23 protein-coding genes are annotated in these 23,629 nt (G+C 43.7%); 15 read left to right on the forward strand and 8 right to left on the reverse strand.

Features of this window, described 5'->3' with window-relative positions; translation table 11 throughout:
- The first annotated feature begins 85 nt into the window (after nt 1-85).
- Nucleotides 86-1,792 carry a methyl-accepting chemotaxis protein gene (locus tag CA600_RS16695; RefSeq protein WP_179281645.1) on the forward strand — a complete coding sequence of 569 codons (1,707 nt, stop codon included), beginning with the start codon at nt 86-88 and terminating at the stop codon, nt 1,790-1,792.
- A 75-nt stretch (nt 1,793-1,867) separates the two neighbouring features.
- Here CA600_RS16695 and qoxD read toward each other — a convergent pair whose 3' ends face one another.
- The 4 genes from qoxD to qoxA are packed head-to-tail and all read right to left on the reverse strand — an operon-like array spanning nt 1,868 to nt 5,733.
- On the reverse strand, nt 1,868-2,161 hold the full coding sequence (gene qoxD / locus CA600_RS16700; protein WP_179281646.1) for a cytochrome aa3 quinol oxidase subunit IV: 294 nt from the start codon (nt 2,159-2,161) through the stop codon (nt 1,868-1,870).
- Between the two features lies 1 nt (nt 2,162).
- Nucleotides 2,163-2,759: a cytochrome aa3 quinol oxidase subunit III gene (qoxC, locus tag CA600_RS16705; protein ID WP_094871514.1), complete on the reverse strand. Its 597-nt coding sequence runs from the start codon at nt 2,757-2,759 to the stop codon at nt 2,163-2,165.
- Nucleotides 2,756-4,699 carry a cytochrome aa3 quinol oxidase subunit I gene (gene qoxB, locus CA600_RS16710; RefSeq protein WP_042185110.1) on the reverse strand — a complete coding sequence of 648 codons (1,944 nt, stop codon included), beginning with the start codon at nt 4,697-4,699 and terminating at the stop codon, nt 2,756-2,758. The genes qoxC and qoxB overlap by 4 nt, the downstream gene beginning before the upstream one ends.
- Before the next feature lie 38 nt (nt 4,700-4,737).
- A complete protein-coding gene (gene qoxA, locus CA600_RS16715) occupies nt 4,738-5,733 on the reverse strand; it encodes a cytochrome aa3 quinol oxidase subunit II (RefSeq protein WP_094871516.1) in 996 nt (331 codons plus the stop codon).
- A 484-nt stretch (nt 5,734-6,217) separates the two neighbouring features.
- Here qoxA and CA600_RS16720 point away from each other — a divergent pair, with 484 nt between their 5' ends.
- The 9 genes from CA600_RS16720 (at nt 6,218) to CA600_RS16755 (ending at nt 14,235) form a co-directional block, all read left to right on the forward strand.
- Nucleotides 6,218-7,339 (forward strand): polysaccharide deacetylase, encoded by a 1,122-nt coding sequence (locus tag CA600_RS16720; RefSeq protein WP_256989882.1) that lies wholly within the window; start codon nt 6,218-6,220, stop codon nt 7,337-7,339.
- A 211-nt stretch (nt 7,340-7,550) separates the two neighbouring features.
- Nucleotides 7,551-8,321: an amino acid ABC transporter substrate-binding protein gene (locus tag CA600_RS16725; RefSeq protein WP_094871518.1), complete on the forward strand. Its 771-nt coding sequence runs from the start codon at nt 7,551-7,553 to the stop codon at nt 8,319-8,321.
- A 29-nt stretch (nt 8,322-8,350) separates the two neighbouring features.
- Entirely contained in the window at nt 8,351-9,010 is a 660-nt protein-coding gene (locus tag CA600_RS16730) for an amino acid ABC transporter permease (RefSeq protein WP_094871519.1), read from the forward strand.
- Nucleotides 9,011-9,024: 14 nt separating this feature from the next.
- The gene (locus CA600_RS16735; protein ID WP_373455890.1) at nt 9,025-9,777 is read left to right on the forward strand and encodes an amino acid ABC transporter ATP-binding protein; all 753 of its coding nucleotides are present in this window, start codon (nt 9,025-9,027) and stop codon (nt 9,775-9,777) included.
- 167 nt (nt 9,778-9,944) lie between these two features.
- Nucleotides 9,945-10,334 (forward strand): GntR family transcriptional regulator, encoded by a 390-nt coding sequence (locus tag CA600_RS16740; RefSeq protein ID WP_094871522.1) that lies wholly within the window; start codon nt 9,945-9,947, stop codon nt 10,332-10,334.
- A complete protein-coding gene (locus CA600_RS16745) occupies nt 10,327-11,229 on the forward strand; it encodes an ABC transporter ATP-binding protein (protein WP_094871524.1) in 903 nt (300 codons plus the stop codon). Before CA600_RS16740 ends, CA600_RS16745 begins: the two co-directional genes overlap by 8 nt.
- Entirely contained in the window at nt 11,204-13,225 is a 2,022-nt protein-coding gene (locus tag CA600_RS16750) for a hypothetical protein (protein WP_094871526.1), read from the forward strand. The genes CA600_RS16745 and CA600_RS16750 overlap by 26 nt, the downstream gene beginning before the upstream one ends.
- Before the next feature lie 208 nt (nt 13,226-13,433).
- Entirely contained in the window at nt 13,434-13,601 is a 168-nt protein-coding gene (locus CA600_RS32115) for a hypothetical protein (RefSeq protein WP_179281647.1), read from the forward strand.
- A 112-nt stretch (nt 13,602-13,713) separates the two neighbouring features.
- Nucleotides 13,714-14,235: a mismatch-specific DNA-glycosylase gene (locus tag CA600_RS16755; RefSeq protein WP_094871527.1), complete on the forward strand. Its 522-nt coding sequence runs from the start codon at nt 13,714-13,716 to the stop codon at nt 14,233-14,235.
- A 340-nt stretch (nt 14,236-14,575) separates the two neighbouring features.
- On the opposite strand, the gene CA600_RS16760 is transcribed toward CA600_RS16755, so the two are convergent.
- Nucleotides 14,576-15,511, reverse strand: coding sequence for an MraY family glycosyltransferase (locus CA600_RS16760; RefSeq protein ID WP_094871567.1), 936 nt, complete (start codon nt 15,509-15,511; stop codon nt 14,576-14,578).
- A 167-nt stretch (nt 15,512-15,678) separates the two neighbouring features.
- Here CA600_RS16760 and CA600_RS16765 point away from each other — a divergent pair, with 167 nt between their 5' ends.
- Complete coding sequence (locus tag CA600_RS16765) at nt 15,679-16,380, forward strand: YjjG family noncanonical pyrimidine nucleotidase (protein WP_094871529.1); 702 nt, start codon at nt 15,679-15,681, stop codon at nt 16,378-16,380.
- 55 nt (nt 16,381-16,435) lie between these two features.
- Here the strand turns inward: CA600_RS16765 and CA600_RS16770 are convergent, their stop codons facing one another.
- The gene (locus tag CA600_RS16770; protein ID WP_094871530.1) at nt 16,436-17,413 is read right to left on the reverse strand and encodes a ring-cleaving dioxygenase; all 978 of its coding nucleotides are present in this window, start codon (nt 17,411-17,413) and stop codon (nt 16,436-16,438) included.
- 167 nt (nt 17,414-17,580) lie between these two features.
- Between CA600_RS16770 and CA600_RS16775 the strand changes: the two genes are divergently transcribed.
- From CA600_RS16775 to CA600_RS16785, 3 genes are all read left to right on the forward strand, one after another.
- Nucleotides 17,581-18,378 carry an AAC(3) family N-acetyltransferase gene (locus tag CA600_RS16775; RefSeq protein WP_094871532.1) on the forward strand — a complete coding sequence of 266 codons (798 nt, stop codon included), beginning with the start codon at nt 17,581-17,583 and terminating at the stop codon, nt 18,376-18,378.
- A 118-nt stretch (nt 18,379-18,496) separates the two neighbouring features.
- On the forward strand, nt 18,497-19,429 hold the full coding sequence (locus CA600_RS16780; RefSeq protein WP_094871533.1) for a manganese-dependent inorganic pyrophosphatase: 933 nt from the start codon (nt 18,497-18,499) through the stop codon (nt 19,427-19,429).
- A gap of 183 nt (nt 19,430-19,612) precedes the next feature.
- Nucleotides 19,613-20,719 carry a Glu/Leu/Phe/Val family dehydrogenase gene (locus CA600_RS16785; protein ID WP_076283886.1) on the forward strand — a complete coding sequence of 369 codons (1,107 nt, stop codon included), beginning with the start codon at nt 19,613-19,615 and terminating at the stop codon, nt 20,717-20,719.
- 235 nt (nt 20,720-20,954) lie between these two features.
- Here the strand turns inward: CA600_RS16785 and CA600_RS16790 are convergent, their stop codons facing one another.
- Nucleotides 20,955-21,638, reverse strand: coding sequence for a peptidylprolyl isomerase (locus CA600_RS16790; protein ID WP_094871568.1), 684 nt, complete (start codon nt 21,636-21,638; stop codon nt 20,955-20,957).
- 204 nt (nt 21,639-21,842) lie between these two features.
- Here CA600_RS16790 and CA600_RS16795 point away from each other — a divergent pair, with 204 nt between their 5' ends.
- Nucleotides 21,843-23,048 carry an MFS transporter gene (locus CA600_RS16795; RefSeq protein ID WP_076283887.1) on the forward strand — a complete coding sequence of 402 codons (1,206 nt, stop codon included), beginning with the start codon at nt 21,843-21,845 and terminating at the stop codon, nt 23,046-23,048.
- A 93-nt stretch (nt 23,049-23,141) separates the two neighbouring features.
- Here the strand turns inward: CA600_RS16795 and CA600_RS31865 are convergent, their stop codons facing one another.
- Nucleotides 23,142-23,540: a hypothetical protein gene (locus CA600_RS31865; RefSeq protein WP_256989884.1), complete on the reverse strand. Its 399-nt coding sequence runs from the start codon at nt 23,538-23,540 to the stop codon at nt 23,142-23,144.
- Nucleotides 23,541-23,629 lie beyond the last annotated feature (89 nt).

Consider the following 23,629-nt stretch of genomic DNA (forward strand, 5'->3'; position numbering starts at 1 on the left):
ATTTTATTTAAAAATCATCACACTATTCGCCTTTCTTACCGATAAAAATAGATAGTTAGTAAGATCATGAGAAGGCGGAATGCAGATGAAGAATATGAAAGTGAAATTTAAAATTGGGATTCTATTGGTATTTTCTGTAGTTATGTTGAACATTGTGGGGGTAACTGGCTTTATCACTTTGGACAAAATGGCCAAAAAAACAACAGAGACGTATAATGAAAACTTGTTGCCTGTTTCTTACGTGGGACAAATGCGTACAAACAATCGGGCAATTGAAGCTTTTCTCTTGGAGCGCTTGATTAGCGTTGATGTAAACAAGAACAAACAACTGAAAGAGAGCATTACGGAGAAAGTGCAGGAAAATAATAATCTTTTGAACAAGTTGAAGACCGTCCAGTACAAAGATAGTACGGTAGTGAGTAAAATAAAGGAATATGAGTCCTCCTTAACAGACTATCGTGCACAAAGAGACAGTATTATTCAGATTGCGGATAGCAAAGGTAGTCAAGAGGCCTTTCAAGTATTCACAGGTGAGTTTAGTAATTCTCGTGAGAAAATGATCAATATGCTTAAAGGAATAAGCGATTCGCTGCTAAAGGGAGCTGGAGATCATAATTCAGAGTCTACGGCTACCGCTAAGAGCATGAAGACTAAAAGTATAGTGTTGATAACGTTCTCTTGGATCATTTGTATCGTGCTTAGCGTTGCAATCATTCGACTGATTACGAAACCTCTTAAGGAACTGCAAAGTTTAATGAAGCGGGCGGAAAATGGAGATTTAACCGTCACGGCAACGTATACCGCTAAGGATGAAATCGGCCAAATTAATAGCTCATTTAACAATATGCTGGAGAGCTTACGGAAGATGATGCAAGGCATTGCGGAGAGTGCAGAATTGTTATCAGCCTCATCGCAAGAGATGAGCGCTAGTGCGGAGCAGACCTCGCTGGCTTCGCAAATGATCGCCGAATCTTCAGGAGAGATTGCAGCGGGGTTTGATGAACAGACGGAAAGCATTGATCGTACCTCTCAGTCTATACAAGCTATGACCAATAATATTTCGGCCGTAGAAAGTAGCAGTTTTGAAATGTCCGACCTTATGGGAGTCGCTTCTGGTTCAACAGATCGTGGGGTAATCGCTGTAGATAACATCATTGAACAGATGAAGGAAATCGACTCCGGCGTAACTCAGAGCCAAGAGATTATTAGTAACCTCGGGCATCTGTCTCAGGATATAAATACAATTATTACTACGATTAACGGAATTGCAACACAGACGAACCTGCTGGCGCTTAATGCTTCTATCGAAGCAGCGAGAGCTGGAGAACATGGACGCGGCTTTGCTGTAGTTGCTGGAGAAATTCGGGGTCTTGCAGAAGCGACGAGAAACAGTTCACTGAAAGTAACAGATATTATTACGCATATTCAAAAGCAAACTGAAAGAGCAGTAGAATCAATGGCTTTCGGCTCTGAGCTAGTCTCTATCGGCGTAGCTCAAAGTCAGCTCGTATCTCAAGCGTTTCATGAGATTCAAAGTTCTATTAAAGAAGCTACGCTGCAGACGGAAGAGATTAGAGAGGCGGTTGCGCATGTCTCCTTAGAGTCACAAGGTGTGGCGGCAGCAATGGTGCAGGTCAATGCTATATCCAATAAAGGGGCAGTGGGTGTTCAGGACACCAGCGCAGCTAGTCAGCAGCAACTGTCTGCTATGGAGGAAATGTCCGCATCAGCTCAGTATTTAGCGGTGCTGGCGGAAGATCTGCAGAAGACTTTAGCGCAATTTAGATTATAACGCGAAATGAAAAAAAAGGACGTCCCAGAGCCATTTAGGCTTTGGAGACGTCCTTTTGTGTGTTATTGAATGGAGTTAAGCATACCAGCCCCATACGAAGATGAAGAGCGTACCAAAGATCGTAACTAAGCCAACGAATAAGGCATAGGCGATATTGATGTAGAGTTCTTTCTTGGTATCAGCTGATTCCCCAATATGCATGAACAGGAAGAGCTGCAGGGAAGCCTGAATGAGCGCTGTAATAAGCAGGATAGCCATGTTCGCACTATTAGATAGATCAAGGTAGATTACAGCAAGTGCAGCCACAGAAAGGACAAGAGAGGCTAAGAAACCCATCACATGGCGAATTGGAAACAGTTGCTTCATCATGCTACATCAGTCCTTTCAGATAGACGAAGCTGAAAATAAAGATCCAGACAACGTCCAAGAAATGCCAGTACAGCGAGAAGATAAAGGATTTATTGGCCGTAGCCGGAGTAATACCTTGACGCTTCAACTGGATTAAGATAGCCGCACCCCACAGGAACCCGAACGATACGTGAGCTCCGTGTGTTCCCAGCAGTACAAAGAGACTGGATAGGAATCCGCTGGTTTGAAGTGTAGCCCCTTCGTGAACATAAGTGACAAACTCCGTGATTTCAATACCAAGGAAGCCAAGACCCATTAACAGGGTTAGTCCGAAAAAGACCATCATAGCTTTTTGGTAACCATGCCGCATAGCATGAACTGCAAGACCGATCGTAAATGAGCTTGTCAACAGCAGTAATGTTTCGATCATCACTGGACCAATTTCAAAAAGGTCCGGCCCGCTAGGGCCGCTGGCAAAACGGTCTACCATTACAAAGTAAACAGTGAACAACGTAGCGAACAGTGCAATCTCTGCTCCTAGAAAGACCCAGAAGCCAAAGATTTTATTACTATTCTCTTCTGTTGAGTATTCAAGCGGCTTAGACGCATCTATTTTCATATTGTCTCACCCCGCAATTTCTTTTCAGTAGCAATAACTTCTTCTGCAGGGATGTAGAATCCGTGATCCCGATCGAAGGACATAGCAGCTAGAACGATGAGGATACCTACTCCAGAGAGGATGGCCGGAATCCAGAGACTGAATACCAGAGAGAATCCTGCAATGAAGAAGATAACACCCAGAATAAATGGTTTGCCTGAATTACTAGGCATATGAATCTTAGTAATCTTGTCTTCGTATAAAGGTACGTTGTCTTGTTTAGAGAACCAGTAGGCATCGCGTGTTTTTACGGTTGGAACCACTGCGAAGTTGTAAGCCGGAATCGGACTTTTCGTTGCCCACTCCAGAGTACGTGCATCCCATGGATCTCCATTTGTATCTCTTGGTTCATAACGTGTACTCCAGTAGATGTTATACACCAGAATTACAAATCCGACTGTAAGACCTATCGCCCCTATGAACGAGACCATACTGAGCGGACCAAATCCGGTATCCGCAGAATAAGTGTATTGTCGACGTGTCATTCCCTTAAGTCCGAGAAGGAATAGTGGGAAGAACGATACGTTAAAGGAAATAATAATCCACCAGAAGGCATGTTTACCAAGGCGTTCGTTCAAACGGAAGCCGAATACTTTAGGGAACCAGTAGTGGAAACCTGCGATAACGGCGAATACAGCACCTGGAATGAGAACGTAGTGGAAATGCGCCACCAGGAACATTGTATTATGGTACTGATAATCGGCGCTGGCCATGGCCAGCATGACACCTGTTACCCCACCAATCGTAAAGATCGGGATAAAGGCGAGCGAATATAGCATCGGCGTCGTAAATGATATTCGCCCTTTTCGTAAGGTGAATAGCCAGTTGAATATTTTCACACCTGTTGGAACGGCAATGGCCATAGTAGTAATCGAGAAGAAACTGTTAACCATAGCGCCTTGACCCATTGTATAGAAATGGTGAGCCCATACTAAGAAGGACAAGAGGGAGATGATCAACATACTAAAGACCATGGATGTATATCCATACAGGTTCTTTTTGGAGAAGGTGGCGATAATTTCACTATAAATACCGAAGGCAGGTAGTACAACGATATATACTTCTGGATGTCCCCATACCCAGAAAAGGTTGGCCCATAACATATCCATACCGCCGTTGGCCATCGTGAAGAATTGAGAGCCGAATAACCGGTCGAACATCATCAAAGCGAGCGCAACCGTAAGCACTGGGAAAGCGAATACGATAATTACGTTCGTGATTAGCACGGACCATGTAAACATTGGCATTTTCATCAATTTCATACCTGGAGCACGCATCTTCAGAATCGTTACAATAAAGTTAACGCCTGTGAGGAGTGTACCGATACCAGATATTTGAAGCGCGAGCGAATAGTAGTTGTTACCCACCGTTGGGCTGAACTCTATACTTGCTAGTGGGAAGTATGCAGACCAGCCAGCATCTGGTGATCCCCCGATAACAAACGAAATGTTAAGCAGCATTGCTCCGAAGAAGAAGAGCCAGAAGCTGACGGCATTAAGACGCGGGAAGGCAACGTCTCTGGCACCGATTTGTAGCGGTACGATAACGTTCATCAAACCGATAATAAACGGCATGGCCATAAAGAGGATCATGATCAAGCCGTGTGTTGTAAATACCTCGTTGTAATGCTGTGCGTCAAGAAATTTCATGTCTGGGGCTGCCGTTTGCAGCTTCATCATAATAGCGTCAACGCCGCCGCGGAAAAGCATTAGTAGCGCAGCAAGGATATACATAACCCCGATACGTTTGTGGTCAACGGTAGTTAACCATTCGCGCCATAAATATCCCCATTTTTTAAAATAGGTTAGTCCGACGATAATCCCGATTGTAGCTAAAACAATACTTGCCATAGCCCCGTAAATCAGGGGTTCGCCGTGGACCTTAAATTTATCCCAATCCATTAGGAATCGCTCCTTTCAAGTTGCTCAATTAACATGGACTAATGTCCTTCATGTGTAGTGCTCTGTTCATCCAGTTCTGGATTAGGTTCGCTGTTAAATTCTGTCTCGCTAGATGGTGCAGGAGACGGATGAATTTCTTTATTATCCTGATGTTCCATAGTTCCATTATCCATATCCATTTCTTTACCATTATTGCTCATATGGTCGCCATGATCTCCCGGAGGAGGGCTAAAGGATAAGTGAGTGTTGGTGTATGTTTTGCGTCCGACATATTCCATTTTCAAAAGATTTTTGAATTCATCTTCGGTTAATGGACCTGCTGTTTCTTTAACGTCTTTTACCCATTCTTGATAGTCCTTATCAGTCATCGCAAGGGCTTCAAACTCCATGTGGGCAAAACCCTTACCATTAAAGTTCGCATTTCTTCCGGTATAAGAACCTACAGTATCCGCTGAAAGATGCAAAGTGGTAAGCATGTCACTCATCGCATATTTCTGTCCTCCCAATTGAGGGATCCAGAGACTTGAGATCGTACCGAAAGAGTACAATCTGAACTCGACAGCGCGGTGAACTGGAATGTTCACGTAGTTCACGGTTTCAATACCTTCCTCAGGATAGCTGAAATGCCATTTCCAGTTGGAGGAGGAAGCGTAGATTACAAGCGGTTTCTGATCTTTATAATCCGCTGCAACGTTTTCTACATCTACTGTCGTTTTGACAGTGACCACGGAGAGGAATGCCACGATAATAATCGGGATTGTAATCCAGATAGCCTCCAACCATTTGTTTCCTTCCTCGTGAGGAGGAATATAATCTTCGTTACTTTTCTTAGCGCGGTACTTCAAAAGTACAAAGACATATAAGATGTAGACAACTGCTAGAACACCGAGCATCACAACAATGGAGAGGATGATCGTGTCAGACAGAGTTCTCGCAGCCGGCCCCTTCGGATTCAGAACAGCGATTGAACTGCATCCTGGCAAGAGTAAAATTAGGCTGAGAAATAAAGCGTATAACGGTCCCTTTTTGTTCATGCTTAAGCTCCTTCCTTCAATACTTCTATTAATTAACCCTCATCATTACCTTCATATATAGTAAGAACTAATGAGAAAGAAAGCAAAAGACTTATTTTTCCATCTTAGCCATAATAGACCTTAATAATGGCGATCAAGTTAAATATGTGTGATCAATTTGTTACAAGTTCCTAATGATATGATAAAGATCACTGTAGCTACGCTGTTTAATGGTTATTTATTTCTGTTCAAACTTTGTTCAATAATTTACTAAAGTTGCTAATTTGGACACATCTATTTTGTGCAAAAGGATTGGAATTTAACCATTTTTTGTTGGTGTGACAGGATTTGGTCGAAATTAGAATTTGGTGAATTTTGTCGAAATATCTGCGAACGTAGAAAAGGGTAACAAATTATTCTGTATTAAGTTACAATCTCTCAAATTTCTATCTATTAATCTATGATAATGTTATAGGTAAATATACGAGATGGGAGATTTTTTAAGATGTTTAAAAAGAAAGTGTGGCTTTTATTTATAGTACTATTCGTATGTACGGGTTTGGTACGAAAGATAGATACAGTGAATGCAGCGGGTGCGACAGGATCCCTGAAATTAGGGGTGAACGATAAATTAACTAAAATTGATGCAGTGTCGATAAAGGATACATATTATGTTTCACTGCGTGATTTGTCCCTAGAACTGAATCTGAATCTTACCCTTCAGGGTGTTGGAATTCATGTTCAAGGGAACAACGGTTCCATCGAACTGCTGAATGATCATGCAACAGCGCTTCTCCCTAATGGAAAGACTATTCCGCTGATAACATTTGTTGAAAATGGTAGAACGATGGTTCCTGTGAAGATGACCTCTCATCTTGGATTTTCAATTTCGTTTAAGCCAGCTCAATCTCTATTAAGAGTGTATAATTCCGGGGCTAAATTAGACGATGCTGCATTCGTGAACCAATATAAAAAGGATTTGCAACAAAATGTACCTACAGGGACGACAGGCACAAAGGGGAAAGTCGTATATCTTAGCTTTGATGATGGTCCATCTGCTACTACCTCTCAACTACTTGATATTTTGGCGAAGTATGATGCCAAAGCAACTTTCTTTATGTTAGGAAATAACATGAACGCACATGCGTCTCAAGTGAAACGCTTAGTGAAAGAGGGACATGCACCTGCTTTACACGGCATGACACATGTGAAAGATAAATTTTATGCTTCTCCAGCCTCTGCGTTAAAAGAGATGAATGACGATAATGCAATTCTGAAGAAGATTACGGGTCAAAGTACAACACTGATTCGTACACCTTATGGCAGTAAACCTTATTTAACAAAAGCTTATAGAGATAAGATATTAACGCAAGGGTACCATCTGTGGGATTGGAACGTTGACTCTGAGGATTGGCGATATAAGAACGATAGTAATTCTATCTATAATACAGTTATGAGAGAGGTTCATAATCTGAAGAAGAGCACCCCGGTGATTCTAATGCATGATCAAAAGGCTACACTTAAAGTTCTTCCACGCATCCTAGAGGCACTGAAGAAAGAAGGCTATGCGTTCCGTATTATTACTTCGGATATGGAGCCTAACAATTTTTGGAACGATAAGCGCTAACTCTGATAGTAAAATTAAATCATTTTCATTGTTATGGCGACAGATTTGATCTGTCGTCTTTTTTTTGTTGTCTGAAATCTTTGTAGATTTGACACATGTAGGCTTACCTAATCTATCGACGTAGTTAATTTGTCATGTTATCATGATACTCTGATAACGTATTAGCGAACTAAAGCACACGGCGCTGTGTCAACGATGGGGGATAAAAGAGATGAAGAAGAATGCATTTTTAGTTTTATTTATGATCATGGTTATTGCAGCTTTATCAGGCTGTTCGTCTTCTGGGAGCAAGGACGGAAAGCTGGTAATCGGGATTGATGATAAGTTCGCTCCAATGGGCTTTAGAGATGAGAACAATGAAATTGTTGGGTTTGATATCGACTATGCCGGAGCTGCAGCTGAGAAAATGGGCAAAGAAATCACTTTTCAGCCTATTGACTGGTCAGCTAAGGAGTCAGAACTGAATAGTGGGCGCATTGATATGATTTGGAATGGTTATACCATCACAGATGAACGTAAGGAAAAGGTGTTATTCACAAAGCCTTATCTTGAGAATAGTCAGGTAGTAGTCGTATTAGCGGATTCCACTATTTCAAAGCTTGAGGATTTGGCTGGTAAAGAGGTAGGACTTCAAAGTCTATCCTCTGCTGCCGATGCTTTAAATGCTAATCCGATTAAAGACCAAATTGCTAATCTGTCGGAATTTCCGGATAATGTGCTAGCGCTCACAGATTTGAAGACTAAGCGCCTGGACGGTGTAGTCATTGATGAAGTGGTAGCCAGATATTATATGTCAAAAGAGCCTGATACCTTTAAGCTACTAGATGAATCGCTTGCTCCTGAGCAGTACGGTATTGGAATTAAGAAAGGCAATGAGGCACTACTGGAAGAACTTCAAAAGGCTTTGGATGAAATGAACAATGACGGAACGGCTGAGAAGATCTCCACGAAGTGGTTTGGTGAGAATAAGGTATTGAAATAGCAGGTCAATATACAGAGTTTATTGGAGAAATGAAAATGGATTATATAATACAAATTTCCGGGCCGATGTTAGAAGGCGCGCGTACAACTATTTTATTGTTTCTTATTGTTATTTTGGTGTCGATTCCGCTCGGGTTCCTAGTCACTTTGATGGCGAAGAGTGCGATCAAGCCCGTGGCTTGGATTGCACATACCTATATCTATGTCATGCGGGGAACACCACTTTTACTGCAATTGTTATTTTTTTGCTTTGGTTTACCACAGATTCCGGTGATTGGGCAATATCTGGTCATGGACCGCTTCGTTGCGGCGAGTCTTGGATTTATTCTTAACTATGGGGCCTACTTCGCGGAGATCTTCCGTGGGGGTATGCTCTCCATTGATAAAGGGCAGCATGAAGCAGCTAAAGTACTCGGACTGAGTAAATGGCAAACGCTGCGCAAGGTAATTCTAGCTCAAATGTTTAGGGTAGCTTTGCCAGCCGTGGCAAATGAATCGATTTCCTTGGTCAAAGATACGGCTCTGCTGTATGCCGTTGCTGTGCCTGAGCTACTGAACTATGCAAAAACAGCAGTGAATCGAGACTTTACTGTAACCCCCTTTGTAGTGGCGGGAGTGATTTACTTACTGATGACGCTGGTGCTCACTTTATTCTTCAAAGGACTGGAGAAACGTTTTAAATTCGAGTAGAGGACTGTCTGAATATGAGTAACATGATAGAAGTAAGTGATTTACAGAAATCCTTCGGCAAATTGGATGTGTTGAAGAAGGTTAGTTTCAATATCCAGGCGGGTGAAGCCGTCGCTGTTATAGGGCCTTCAGGTTCGGGTAAGAGTACGATGCTGCGTAGTCTAGTACATCTAGAGGAAATTACGGGTGGAAGCATCTTCATCCAAGGCAAGCCGCTCGTGGCGAATGGAAAATACGCTAGTGGAGCAAGTATTCGTGAGATCACGGCGGCCATGGGAATGGTGTTTCAACACTTTAACCTATTTCCACATTTAACGGTGCGAGGCAATCTAGAGCTAGCTCCAAGGATGTTGAAGCGAGAAAGCGTGAAGGAGATTACGGCTAGAAGCGAGAACTTACTTTATAAGGTAGGACTTGCTGAAAAAGCGGATGTGTATCCTGCAAAGCTGTCAGGTGGACAGAAGCAACGGGTTGCTATAGCGAGAGCATTAATGCTCAATCCTGATATTCTATTGTTCGATGAACCCACTTCCGCGCTTGATCCTGAACTCACGGGCGAGGTACTACGCGTCATACGTCAACTTGCTGAGGAGAATATGACGATGATTGTTGTCACTCATGAGATGAATTTTGCCCGTGATGTGGCCGATCGTGTGATTTTCATGGACAACGGTGAGATCACGGAGTCTGGAACACCTGAGCAGATTTTTGATCATCCACAGCAGGAACGCACTCGAATTTTTTTGAATCAAGAGTCGAGAGTGTGAATAGCTCAAGCTAATAAAGTGTCTATTTATGAGAAAAACCCACACAGTTATAAACCACTGTGTGGGTTTTTTTGCGTTGACATAAAGATTAAACTGTATTAATAATAGTAGTACAGTTAATACACGTCATGATGGATTTAATGCAAGACAGTGAAAGGAGGATGGTTATGTTCGAATTGGACGTTCGCAGTCGCAAGCCGATTTATGAGCAGCTGACCGATAAGGTCAAGGAGATGATTTTACATGGTATTTTGCAGACTGATGAACAACTGCCTTCGGTAAGGACATTATCCCAGCAGCTAACCGTGAATCCCAATACGATTCAGAAGGCTTACCGTGAATTGGAACGTGAGGGGTATATTTATTCACTGCAGGGGAAAGGGAGTTTTGTAGCCCCAATGAAAAAAGAACAGAATGAGATTAAAAAAGCTGAAGTACGTGATGAGTTGCTTAGACTGATGGTGGAAGCGGTATATCTTGGGTTCACCGCCGCTGAGATTAGTTCATTGTACCGACAAGTGGAAAAGCAGAGAGAAGGGGGGAAGAGTAATGATTGAGATTCGAGGAGTCAGCAAGTTATTTCAAGGGGAGAAGGCCGTTGATGATATCTCTTTAACGGTACATAAAGGGACAATTTATGGGCTGCTCGGGTCTAATGGAGCGGGTAAAACTACGCTGCTGAAGACCTTGGCAGGCATTTACTTTCCGGATAAGGGGACCGTGAAGGTGGATGGTGAAGCGGTATTCGAACACCCGACAACTAAGCAACGGGTTATTTTTATGCCGGATTCTCCTTACTTTTTCCCGCAATCCAACATGCTGCAAATGGCAGCCTTCTATCGCTCGATCTATCCGAGCTGGAATCAGAAGCGTTTTGAAGATTTGGGGACCGTCTTTCAGCTCGATAAGAAGCGTAAGCTTAGTCGTTTCTCCAAAGGGATGCAGCGGCAAGCGTCATTCTGGTTATGTTTAAGCTGTATGCCAGATGTGCTTATTATGGATGAGCCGATTGACGGGTTAGATCCGGTAATGCGACGCCAGATCAAAAACCTGCTATTTCAGGAGGTTGCTGAACGCGAGCTGACGGTAATCATTTCTTCACATAATCTTCGTGAGATCGAGGACCTATGCGATCATGTAGGGATTATGCATGGTGGTAAGATGTTGATTGAGAAGGATCTGGATGATCTTAAGGCGGACACTCATAAGATTCAAGTGGCCTTCCGAGATGAGCGGCATGAAATTCCGATATCAGCGAAGCTGCAAATTTTACATCAAGAACGCCGGGGGAGCGTGAACCTGTACATAGTAAAAGGGGATCGTGAGCGAATCAAAGCGGCCTTTCAGGTATATGAGCCATACGTATTCGATTTGCTTCCGTTGACGTTAGAAGAGATCTTTATTTATGAAATGGGGGATGTCGGATATGACGCGCAGCCGGTACTACTTTAATAGCAGTATTATTCGCCAGAACTTCCGCCAGCATGGCTGGATAGGGATTATCTATGCACTTGGCTTATTGTTCGCACTTCCACTGCAGCTGTTCATGAGCAATAATCCGAATGAGAAACCGCAGGAAATTGAACATCTATTTCGCATCGCTGGTAGTGTGCAAGCCTTGTTTATTATTACGATCCCTATTGCAGCTGGACTCTTTTTGTTCCGGTACCTTCAAGCAAAATCACCCTCAGATCTCTTTCATAGCTTGCCTTTACGCAGAGGGCATTTATTTACAGCTCATTTGACAAGTGGACTTATATTACTGCTGTTGCCTGTTTGGTTAACTGCTGGGGTGGTTGCAGTTGTTAAGCCATGGAGTGGCAATTTTTATATTTTTCAAGGCGCAGATATTTGGCAATGGTGTATCACCGTTAGTATTTTGACTTTGTTCCTCTTCTGCTTTAGTGTTTTTGTGGGAATATGCACGGGCCAATCTATTCTTCAGGGAATTATCGTTTATATTTTGCTTATTCTTCCTGCTGTACTGATTTCATTAGGCAATAGCCATTTAGCCATGTATCTTTATGGATATGCAAATGCAAATGTAAGATTCCTAGATTCTAAATCACAGATGTGGTCTCCGTTTGTTCATATTATGTATTATTTTACCGGCAAACCATACACCAATACCGAATTATGGATCTATGGAGTATTGTCACTTTTATTTATTGGATTATCCTACCTGCTATACCGTAAACGTAATACTGAAAAAGCCGGCCAGGCTATTGCTTTTGGATATTTCAATCCACTTTTTAAAGCAGGAGTTATGTTATGTGCCATGCTTATCTCCGGAACTTATTTTGCACAAATGAAGCAACAGCAAATAGGCTGGGTGATTGGCGGATATGCCATTGGAGCCATTATTGGTTATATTGCCGCAGAAATGATTATTCGAAAAACATGGCAGATTATGACGCGTAAAGTGTTAGCCGAGTTTTCGGTTTATGCAGTAATGCTGGGGTTACTTCTGTATATTCCGGTATCAAGTGTTACGGGGTATGAAGCCAGAGTGCCTTCCGGTGAAAGGATTAGCGGTGTATATATGGGATCTAACTACCGGTGGTATACCCCAATAGATGATTATTCAACTACACCTTATATGGGACAGGATCCATTTTCGCATGATAAAGATTATATAGAAGCTGTCCGTAAGTTTCATCAAGCGGTAGTTGCAGTACGTCCAGAACATACCTCACAACAATACGTTTATGAATACTTTACTCTGGCTTATCAATTGGAGAATGGTCACAAGTTAGTGAGGGAATACTGGATCCCTAATAAGGGGTTTGAATCAGAGATCAAGGCGGTTAAGGATACTGAAGCTTTCAAGTATGAAAACTATAATTTAACTCTGTTAGACAAAGACCTGGATTATATGTGGATTACCAACAGGAATAAAAAAGTAGCCATCTCTGATCCCGGGGAAATTTCAGAGTTAAAGGAGATTATCAAGCATGAAATTTTGAATATGTCCTATGAGGTACAGGTAGATAAGGACGGAAGACCTGATGTGGCTAATATCCAAACACAGGTAAAGGTAAAAGAGGAAAGTGATCGGCCATCTGTAAATTACGGTTATTATTATCCGTGGAAGTCTTCTTTCCATGAGTTAGAAAAATGGATGGTCGAAAAGGGTTATACGGATAAAGTACGAACAACCGCTGAAGATATACAATCGGCAGAAATAATAAAAGATGACTATATGGATAAGCAAACACCTAAGAATCCTACTAGTCCTGAACAAAGGCTAATACTTGCACGTGAAAAGAATCGTACAATTGTTACGAAGGATAAGGCACTATTAACGGATATTGTGGATAATCAATTCAATTATGGAGTTGAAAATGGCAACTACATTGTGAAATTGATGTATAAAGAGGGTTATAGCGATTTCGTAATGTTAAAAGCATCGGATATGACGCCTGAATTGAAGGTTTTGCTGAAATAAGCTCAGAATAAGGTAGAAGATTGCAGATAAAGACTACCGGTTTACATAAACTGGATAGTTGGATTATGCTTTTGGAGATATGTTATTTAGGTGAAGCCTGGCCATGGACGATGGAGTCCATGGTCTTTTTTGCAAATACTTAGAAGGTTAAAGAGAGGGATTCATAAATCAGAAATATATCAATCGATCATTCAGCAGCTTCGGACCATTGAATCTGAAGAACAAGTCCGCATTTTGTATGCGTGTGAAACGGGGCAATGGAACTGGTAAGCTGGATGACTCCGAAGGGTCACATTTCGCCAGTATGGCCGGAAGCCGCCGGGGGGAATTGACGCTGCTAACGGTTGATACGATTAGAACTGGTCAAATGGTGTAACCTTTTATTATGCGGGTAAGAGGTATGGCTGGCAGAACCTATTCCATCTTCCTGTCTTAATGTGTACACTCATAGTTGAATAAGAACGTCTTTTGGTAGGAGGCAGAATCACATGGACGAAATTCCAGATCATTTAGATCACGGATTACAAATTGTTTTTATTGGATTTAACCCGAGTATCCGTTCTGGCGAGGTTGGGCATCATTACGCGAATCCGCGAAATAATTTCTGGAGAATCTTACACAATTCAGGACTTACTCCTCGGTTGTACGACGCGTCTGAGGACGGAGAGCTGCTTAAGCTGGGTTATGGTTTTACGAATATTGTTGCCAGGCCAACACGCGGGATCGACGATATCACTCGTGAGGAATATAATGAGGGCCGCGAGTTGCTTCGTTCCAAGCTGGCGCTTTATCGCCCACAAGTCGCTTGCTTCGTTGGAAAAGGTGTATATACAGAGTTTAGTCGGAGAAAAAAAGCAGAATGGGGATTTCAAGGAAACGTGTCTCCAACGGTAGATGGTGTGCGTGAATTTGTCGCCCCCTCTTCCAGTGGATTGGTTCGAATGCCAATGGAGGAGATCGTAGGGATCTACCGTAGGTTAGCTGAGTTTACACAAGAGAGCGATGGCTGACTCGGGAGACTGAGTTGGAGGGAACAGAGGGTGGAATGCTGAGTAGTGGCGTATGTGTAGGGGGAGTTGTGGAGAAGCTGAGAAATGCCGCTAGTAACACGAAGGAGCAACTTCATGGATGAGCTATCGGCTATCGGACTCGACAATGATTGCCATATAGCGTAGTAGAATTAGAAGCCCTTATATACCTTATAACACAGCTTGCTACAGTTCTGACTCACTCTTGGCTATCTCCCATCAAGTCCCTGTAATCCGCCACGCCCGAAAAGCTTTGAATATAAAACGAGCAAGATTCCAGTTGGAATCTTGCTCGTTTTATGTCTTCAAAGGGTTGTATAGGCTAAGTCTCGATCAACAACAGGATGATAGAGGATAAGGATAGACAAACGCTGATCAAGCATAACACGGCAACGACTTGCTTTTGGCTCAGACCTGCACGGAGCAGGCGGTAATGAGCCTGGGTTGCGTCGGCCTGATAAATGGACTTGCCTTGGATAAAGCGTTTGACGACGACAAAAATATTGTCGAAGATCGGAACGCCCAGCGCCAGAATCGGGATGAACAGCGACAGGGCCGTGGCTTGCTTAAACGCACCGTCGAGTGCGATTACCGCAAGGATAAAACCAAGAAAGGTAGCCCCGGCGTCGCCCATAAAGATTTTGGCAGGCGGTTTATTATAACGTAGATAAGCAATGGTAACGCCGACGAGCGCAATCGCCATAATCGCTGAAGAGGACTGCCCCTTAGTTAATGCGACAATAAATAGTGTTATGGCCGAAATAGCAGTTAAGGCGCCAGCCAAACCATCCATACCATCCGAGAAATTAATGACAGTGGTTACGCCGAAGATCCAGATAATCGTCAATAGAAACTGTAATACAACGGGTAGAACGATATAATCCCCTGAGAAGGGATTATAGAATCCGGTAAATGCGTTGCCGGAAAAATAAACAAGAACAGCCGCACTAACCTGCACAATCATTTTGGGCAGTGCCGGGAAATCCTTACCCTTTGTTTTGTACCAGTCATCTATGGTACCAATAGTTAGTAGCAGCACACCCCCTGCAAACAGTGCGACGGTCTCCATGGAAAATTCCCGGGCAAAGACCAGGTAAGTGATGAAGAACCCGATGAATATGGCATAACTGGCCGTAAGCGGTATAGGTTCTCTATGGATTTTACGCTCAACGTCTTGACGAGGCTTGTCCACAAAATCAAGTCGGAAAGCTAGTCTGCCGAGCGGCGGAATTAGAAAGTATACGATAGAAAAAGACATTAGAAACGATAAAACGTATAATATGACGCTCACCACCGTTTTCTTTTTAAAATAACACAGTTCGCTTAAAACTACCTTAAAAAAGTAAATTTTTGTCGTCTGACTGATAAGTTGACTTGATTGTATCACTGTAGTACCTTTTTGAGAAAAGAGTTTTGGGGGATATGATGAAATACGACGTTATTTTATTCGATGCTGATGATACACTGTTTGATTACGGAATGGCAGAAAGTCACGCGTTATCTAACGCATTTCTACATGTTGGGATGCCCACAGGTGCTGAGGATTATGCTGCCAGTTATCAGGAGATTAATCATGCGCTGTGGCGGGATTTGGAGCAGGGGAAGATTAGTTCTGCGGCATTACGCGTGGAACGGTTTAATCGGTTATTCGCTGCGAATGCGCTGGAGCTAGATCCTGAGGCGTTTAGTGAAGCATATCTGCGTTTCTTAGGCGAGGGAACCTTTCTGATCCAGGGAGCGATCGAGCTGTGCGAGGAGCTTGCCGGCTGCCGATTAGCAATCATTACGAACGGAATTAAAGAAGTGCAAACTTCCAGAATCCAAGGATCACCGCTTAGTGAAACCTTTGAGCAGATCATTATTTCAGAGGAGGCTGGTTGTCAGAAGCCGGAGACAGGGATTTTTGATTATGCTTTTGCCAAATTGGGGATTTCGGATAGGGAAAAAGTACTGATTGTAGGGGACTCCTTAACCTCTGACATTCAAGGCGGAATCAATTATGGGATCGATACTTGCTGGTTTAACCCGCTCGGTAAAGAGAATTCGTCGGGTGTTCAACCGAAATACGAAATTCGAGTTCTGTCGGAGCTCTTAGACATTGTAGGCAAGACAGCTGATCTTCAATAATAAAAGGTGTGAGCGCATAGCGACTCACACCTTTTATTAAGTGAGCTGAAGGATCTTATTGCCGAGTATCCAGCGGCTTCAGATAAGCTTCGATTTGCTGGCGTTTCGATTCCAGAAATGGTGGCAGAGCAAGAGATTCACCCAAACTTTCCATCGGCTCATCTGTTGCAAAGCCTGGTCCGTCTGTAGCTAGCTCAAAAAGAATGCCGTTAGGCTCGCGGAAATAAAGGGAGCGGAAGTAAAAACGATCCACGAATCCGGAGTTAGGAAGCTGAGCAGTGCGTATATGCTGGACCCATTGCTTCAATTCCTCCTCGTTGTCCACGCGGAATGCGACATGGTGTACCCCGCCTCGACCTAAATGTTCCTGCTCTAGATCATTACGTTCCTCTAGGTGAACCTCTGCACCTGACCCGCCTTCTCCAGTCTCGAATACAATCACATCTGGCTGTCCTGCTACTGTGGAAGGATGAGTGCTTTTGCGGCGGAAGCCAAGCAATTGCTCCAGTACAGCCGCAGTATGCTCTGCACTTTCTACTGTAAGATGTGCGGGACCTAGGCCAATAATCCCATACTCAGCAGGTACCGGGCTTTTTGCCCAAGGGATGCCAGCGGCAACACCCTTATCATTCTCGTCGGATACTAGTATGAAACGTTGCCCTTCATGATCACGGAAGGCTAAAGTCTGGCGGCCGCCGATTGTTTGAATCGTCCCATGCTCAACGTCAAGCTCGGTGAAGCGCTGCTCCCAGTAGAGAAGTGCGGCATCGTTTGGCACCCGAAGGGAGAGCGCGGAAATGCTGTTGTTGCCTGCACGGTTGCGGCCCGCCATCGGGAGCTCGAAGAAAGTTAATTCGGTTCCGGGGTTACCCTTCTCATCACCATAGAATAAATGATACACTGAAATATCATCCTGGTTTACTGTCTTTTTAATGAGACGCAGTCCAAGTACTTCGGTATAGAACCTAAAGTTTTCCTGTGCGTTACCTGTAATTGCGGATACGTGGTGTAGTCCTTTTAATATTAATGTCATGTGTAATTACCTCCGTGTAAATGCTAAATGTGAGTAAGTTATATTGTGATCTTTAAAATATTAAGTGAGTATTATTAAGTAGCTATAATTTTAATAGTAAAAAGCGGTTTTTGCAAGTAGATGTTTATGCATCATAAAATCCAGTTCATACATAAGGAGAGCGTACATTGCACACAACAACTAGCTTGATGAAACAATTGCAGGAGCTAAAGCTTGATTCACATGGGACTATTCTGGTCCATTCCTCATTAAAAAGCATTGGAGAAGTAGATGGAGGCGCGAACACAGTATTGGATGTACTCAGTGAATATATGAAGGACGGACTGCTCGTATTGCCAACCCATACATGGGCTTATATTAATGCAGACAATCCAAGGTTCTCTGTTCAAGATTCCCCTTCTTGTGTAGGGATATTACCGGAGTTGTTCCGTAAACGTCCAAATGTTACTCGCTCTTGGCATCCGACACATTCTGTAGCGGCTTTAGGTGCAGATGCTGAGGAGTTCACCACGGGAGATGAACGCTGGGATACGCCGTGCGCCCGTGGTTCAGCATGGGGCAAGCTACTTGATCGAAAGGCGGAAATTGTCCTGCTGGGAGTCGATCTTCGGCGGAATACGTTCATCCATGGCATTGAAGAGTGGGTCGATATTCCAGGCAGAATGACGGATACCTATGAGGAGCTATATACGGTGACGCCAGGTGGCGATGAAATCATGGTGCCTTCTCGCAGACACTGTGGCCTCTCTTGGTCTGAGCATTTTTGGAAAGTGGAACGCGAGCTTGAAGAAGGCGGTGCTATGCGTAAGGGGCATTTTGGCGATGCGCTGGTTAGGATATGCGGGACGGTAGAAACAACGAATATTCTAAGCCAGATGCTGACAGAAAATCCTAATCTTTTCTCAGATAATGAGCCACTGCATGGGGAGGACAAGCCGGTACCACTTCCAAAGACTAGGGCGTGAGCAACCCTAGAAGAGGCTAATTGAATGCCGATAAAGCATTTTTCAAACCACACAATCTGGAAGCCGCTATCAATGTATGGTATATTAATCTCACTAAAACATAGTAAGGAGATTGGAAATGGAAAAAACTTTGGTTTTTGGACACAAAAATCCGGATACGGATACGATTTGTTCTGCAATTGCTTATGCTGCACTCAAAAAGGAATTGGGCTGGGATGCTGAGGCAATTCGTCTGGGTGAGGTTAGTGGTGAAACGCAATTTGCGCTTGACCATTTCGGAGTCGCTGCTCCTCGACTGGTAGAGAACGTAGCTGGTGAAGCAAATCAGGTTATTCTTGTTGACCATAACGAACGCCAACAAAGTGCAAATGACATTGATCAAGTGCGCGTGGTTGAAGTTATCGACCATCACCGGATCGCAAACTTTGAAACTGCACATCCGTTATACTATCGTGCTGAGCCAGTAGGCTGTACTGCTACTATTCTTAACAAGTTGTATAAAGAAAACGGAATTGTAATCCCTAAAGAAATCGCCGGATTGATGCTGTCTGCGATCATTTCTGATTCCTTGCTGTTTAAATCACCAACTTGCACTGCGGAAGATGTAGCTGCAGCACGTGAGCTTGCTGAAATCGCTGGTGTAGATGCAGAAAGCTACGGTCTCGATATGCTGAAAGCTGGAGCTGACCTTAGCGACAAGAGTATCGCTCAACTGATTTCCTTGGATGCAAAGGAATTCAAAATGGGTGAATACAAAGTTGAAATCGCTCAAGTGAACGCGGTGGATGTTAATGATGTTCTCTCCAAACAAGCTGAACTGGAAACTGCACTTACTTCCATTATTGCTGAAAAAGAATTGGATCTGTTCCTGTTTGTAGTTACAGATATCCTCAATAACGATTCTGTGGGTCTGGCTCTGGGTCGTGTTGCAGGTGCAGTAGAAACGGCGTACAATGTTAAGCTTGATGACAATAAAGCACTTCTCAGAGGTGTAGTATCCCGTAAATCGCAAATCGTTCCTGTTCTTACAGAAACAATTGCTAAGCTGTAACGCATTTTGACAATTGCACTCGATTCGGTGCAGTAGCATTCATATAAGAGCCACGTCATCCATTGAAAGTTTTAAGGGTGACGTGGTTCTTTTTGTTTTACGACGCATTCTGCTACAATACTTTGAGAGGTAAGAGTAACAACCAACATGTGGAATATAACAAAGAGACAGGGGATATTAAGAATGGAATTGTTTGCAGCACTCGAGCGGGACGATTACGAGGAACTGTTATTTTGTCAGGATAAAGCATCAGGATTAAAGGCAATCATCGCCATTCATGACACGACATTAGGGCCCGCACTGGGTGGGACACGGATGTGGACCTATGCTACAGAAGAGGAAGCGATTGTTGACGCGCTTCGTTTAGCGAAAGGGATGACGTACAAAAATGCAGTATCGGGTCTAAATTTAGGCGGCGGGAAAACAGTGATTATAGGTGATCCCAAGAAGGATAAGAACGAAGCGATGTTCCGTGCTTTCGGAAGATACATACAGGGCTTGAATGGACGGTACATAACAGCCGAGGATGTTGGCACTACAGAAGAAGATATGAACATTATTTATCAGGAGACAGATTATGTTACAGGTACATCTCCTACTTATGGTTCATCGGGCAATCCGTCACCTGCGACGGCTTACGGCGTATACCAAGGGATGAAGGCAGCGGCCAAAGCAGCGTTTGGCAGTGATTCGCTCGAAGGGAAGACTGTAGCCGTTCAAGGTGTTGGGAATGTGGCTTTTTCGCTGTGTAAGCATCTTCATGAAGAAGGCGCTCAGCTTATCGTAACCGATATTCATAAAGAAGCTGTGGGGCGCGCAGTAGAAGCTTACGGCGCCAAAGCAGTCGATCCTGCAGATATTATCAGTACAGATTGTGATATCTATGCTCCATGCGCACTCGGAGCAACGATCAATGATGAGTCCCTCCGGGTAATTAAGGCGAAGGTGATCGCAGGCGCAGCCAACAATCAGTTAAAAGAGGCCTATCATGGCGATACGCTGCACGAAATGGGCATTGTGTATGCTCCTGATTATGTGATTAATGCCGGTGGCGTTATTAATATTGCCGATGAACTGAATGGTTATAATAAGGAACGTGCGTTTAAGCAGGTTTCAAAAATTTACGATAACATCACCCGCGTGCTGGAAATCTCACGTCTAAATGGAATTCCTACTTCTGTTGCGGCAAATCAGCTTGCAGAGGAACGGATTTCCTTATTAAGAAATACTCGTAGTACTTTCCTGCGAAATGGTCAACATGCGCTTAGCAGAAGATCACTCCGGGGATAAGGTGCATAGGTACTTAAATTAGTCTTTCACATGCAAAAGCGCATCAGCGTCGCTAAAGGACGGTAAGCTTATATTTTTAAAAAAACTCGGCAGTCTCTCCGAATCATTTTCCGGATGGGAGCTTGCCGAGTTTCTTAATATATAAGAATTTATAAGTTTCACGCTATATATTATCCTTATATTTCTCTCATAAACGCTTACCGTCCATTAAGGACGCCGAAGGCGTTTTTGCTTGTTATTGTACTTTTTGTGGTTCCGGGTAAGTGACGCCTAGTGTGTCGACGGTTACTTTCTTCATCACTGGCGGTTCTTCTGGACGATCTGAACTGTCTGTTTTCAAGCCCACAATGGATTTAACCACGTCCATGCCTTCGGTAACTTTGCCAAAAGCGGCATAGCTTCCATCTAGACTAGGATAAGCTGCATCCATAATAAAGAACTGGGAGCCGGCAGAATCTGGAGCCTGCGATCTTGCCATGGACAGAACACCTTCCGTATGCAACAGGTTATTAGTAAACCCGTTTCCAGAGAATTCTCCGGCGATACTATACCCTGGACCACCCATACCGGTTCCATCAGGGTCACCGCCCTGGATCATGAAATTAGGGATCACTCTATGGAATATGGTGCCGTCATAAAATCCTTTTTGAATCAGTGAGATGAAGTTGTTAACCGTGTTAGGGGCAACTTCAGGATAAAGCTCGGCTTTGATGATGCCTCCATTATCCATCTCAATGGTCACAACGGGGTGGCTTGCTGTAGCTGAAGGGAGCCCTTCATTAGCTCCAGGATTTGTCTCGCTGCTAGCGTTATTACCTGCTGCTCCACTGCTGCTTCCATTATTACTGCTGGCATTATTATTGGTAGGCTTATTACCGCAACCTGCTGCAATAACCATCACCAGGCATAACATGACCATTAGGATAGCAGATCTTGCTCGTGTAGACTTCACTAATCAATCTCTCCTTTTTCTTGAATAATCTCGTAGGTACTTCTCATAATAACCTCTTTGTCCCTTTACATGCAAAGGTCAGTTGTGACATGTGGGATTGGCACATTCACAAAAGAGGTTTACAATAATAGGAATGTTTCCGCGAGAACATCAAGAAAGGATGTGTAGATCATGCGCTTTTCATGGAAACGGAACTTAATCGTGCTTTGGGTGGGTGTCTTTTTTTGTAGTACAGCGTATTCGATCTCTATTCCGTTCCTCTCTATTTTTTTGAGTGACGAACTTGGGGTTACGAATCATTTGGAAATTTGGTCTGGGGTTAGTTTTGGCATAACCTTTCTGGCCAGCGCTTTAATTTCTCCCTACTGGGGTTCCTTAGCCGACAAATATGGTCGGAAGCCGATGCTTATTCGCTCGGGCTTCAGTTTGGCAGCCTTATATCTGATTAATTACTTCGTGCATGATCCTTACGTCTTTCTGATCGTGCGCGTACTGCAAGGATTGCTTGCTGGATTTGTTCCCGCTGCGATAGCCATGGTGGCTACGAACACACCTGAGGATAAGACCGGTTATGCGCTGAGTATTATGTCTACAGCCGGAGCAACGGGCAGTATCATTGGTCCATTGATCGGCGGTGTAGTGAGTTTTTACACAAGCAATCGGGTTGCTTTTTTATTCTCAGCAGGTATTGTACTCGTTTCGGCACTTATCGCTACTTTTTTTGCTAAAGAAGAGAATTTTGACCGATCTGCTCCGAGGTCTCATGTAAGTGATGATATTAAGGAAGCGCGTAGCAATCGCGCATTTATGACTTTGCTATCGCTGGCGGGAATAAGTACCTTTTCTGTTATGATTCTGGAGCCGCTTATTCCGATACATCTGCTAGACATGGGAATCGCCAAAAGCAGCGCCTCGCTAAGCTCAGGAATTGTATTCTCCGCTGTGGGTATTGCTACTGTGCTAATGGCTCCGCAGTGGGGTAGAATTGGAAGCCGGAAGGGTTTCGGGATGATCTTGTTCATTGGATTAATCGGTGGAGGTATCGGTAATATTCTGCAGTTCTTTGTTACAGGGTATGTGGAATTCGCCGTTCTTCGTTTTGCCTACGGCTTGTTCTATGCAGGTGTGCTTCCATCTGTAAACGCAATGATTGTACAAGTGATTGAACCCGGGTTTCGTGGACGTGCTTTTGGTCTCAACCAAGCGGCATCTCAACTCGCGACTATGGCCGGGCCTATTATAGGCGGCTTACTTGGGGCATTTATCCAAATCCGCTGGGTGTTTGTGATCAATGGGGTGATGCTGCTTGTAGCAGCGGTATTGGTTAAGACCCGTAAGCTGGATTCCCAAATTGCAGCAGCGCGTTCAGCAGAATAACCGGCAGCAAAAAAAATAACCCTTACTGTGACCAGTGCTCATATTGAAAGACAAATAAAGCCGCCGGATCCTATTCCGGCGGCTTTATATAGTCTAATCTCCCTGTGATCCGTTTAAGATGTCCGTTCCAGGCATTCCATCTACTGGTGGTGAAGCAGGGTCGATGATGGATCCTGGATAAACCTCATCTGCATCAGGAATATCTTCCAGTGGCGGATCCTCCTCTTCCATCTCTAGCAGCTCCTCTTCATCATCAGTATCGCTGCTTGTTAGTCCTGCCGTTTCAGCAGCCAGGAATGCATCGGATTCCAGTAAGTCATTTCTTTCGAGTGTTTCCTCAGGTTGGTTTAAACCAATATCCGCCGCCAAATATTTATCGCCAACCAATACGGGGTCGGCATCTTCATTGACAACATCCTCTACATCAATATCAGCTTGTATATAACGCTCGTATGCAAAGTCGGCCTCAGTTTTATTAGGTGTATCTTCCATAGCCGTTCACTCCCTCGGTAGGTTAAGATTTGGACTTCTCATATGTATCTTTACCCGATTGCCTATGTTCGAATCGGTTTATAAATAAT

The organism is Paenibacillus sp. VTT E-133280, assembly GCF_002264385.1.
Classification (GTDB): domain Bacteria; phylum Bacillota; class Bacilli; order Paenibacillales; family Paenibacillaceae; genus Paenibacillus_AQ; species Paenibacillus_AQ nitricinens.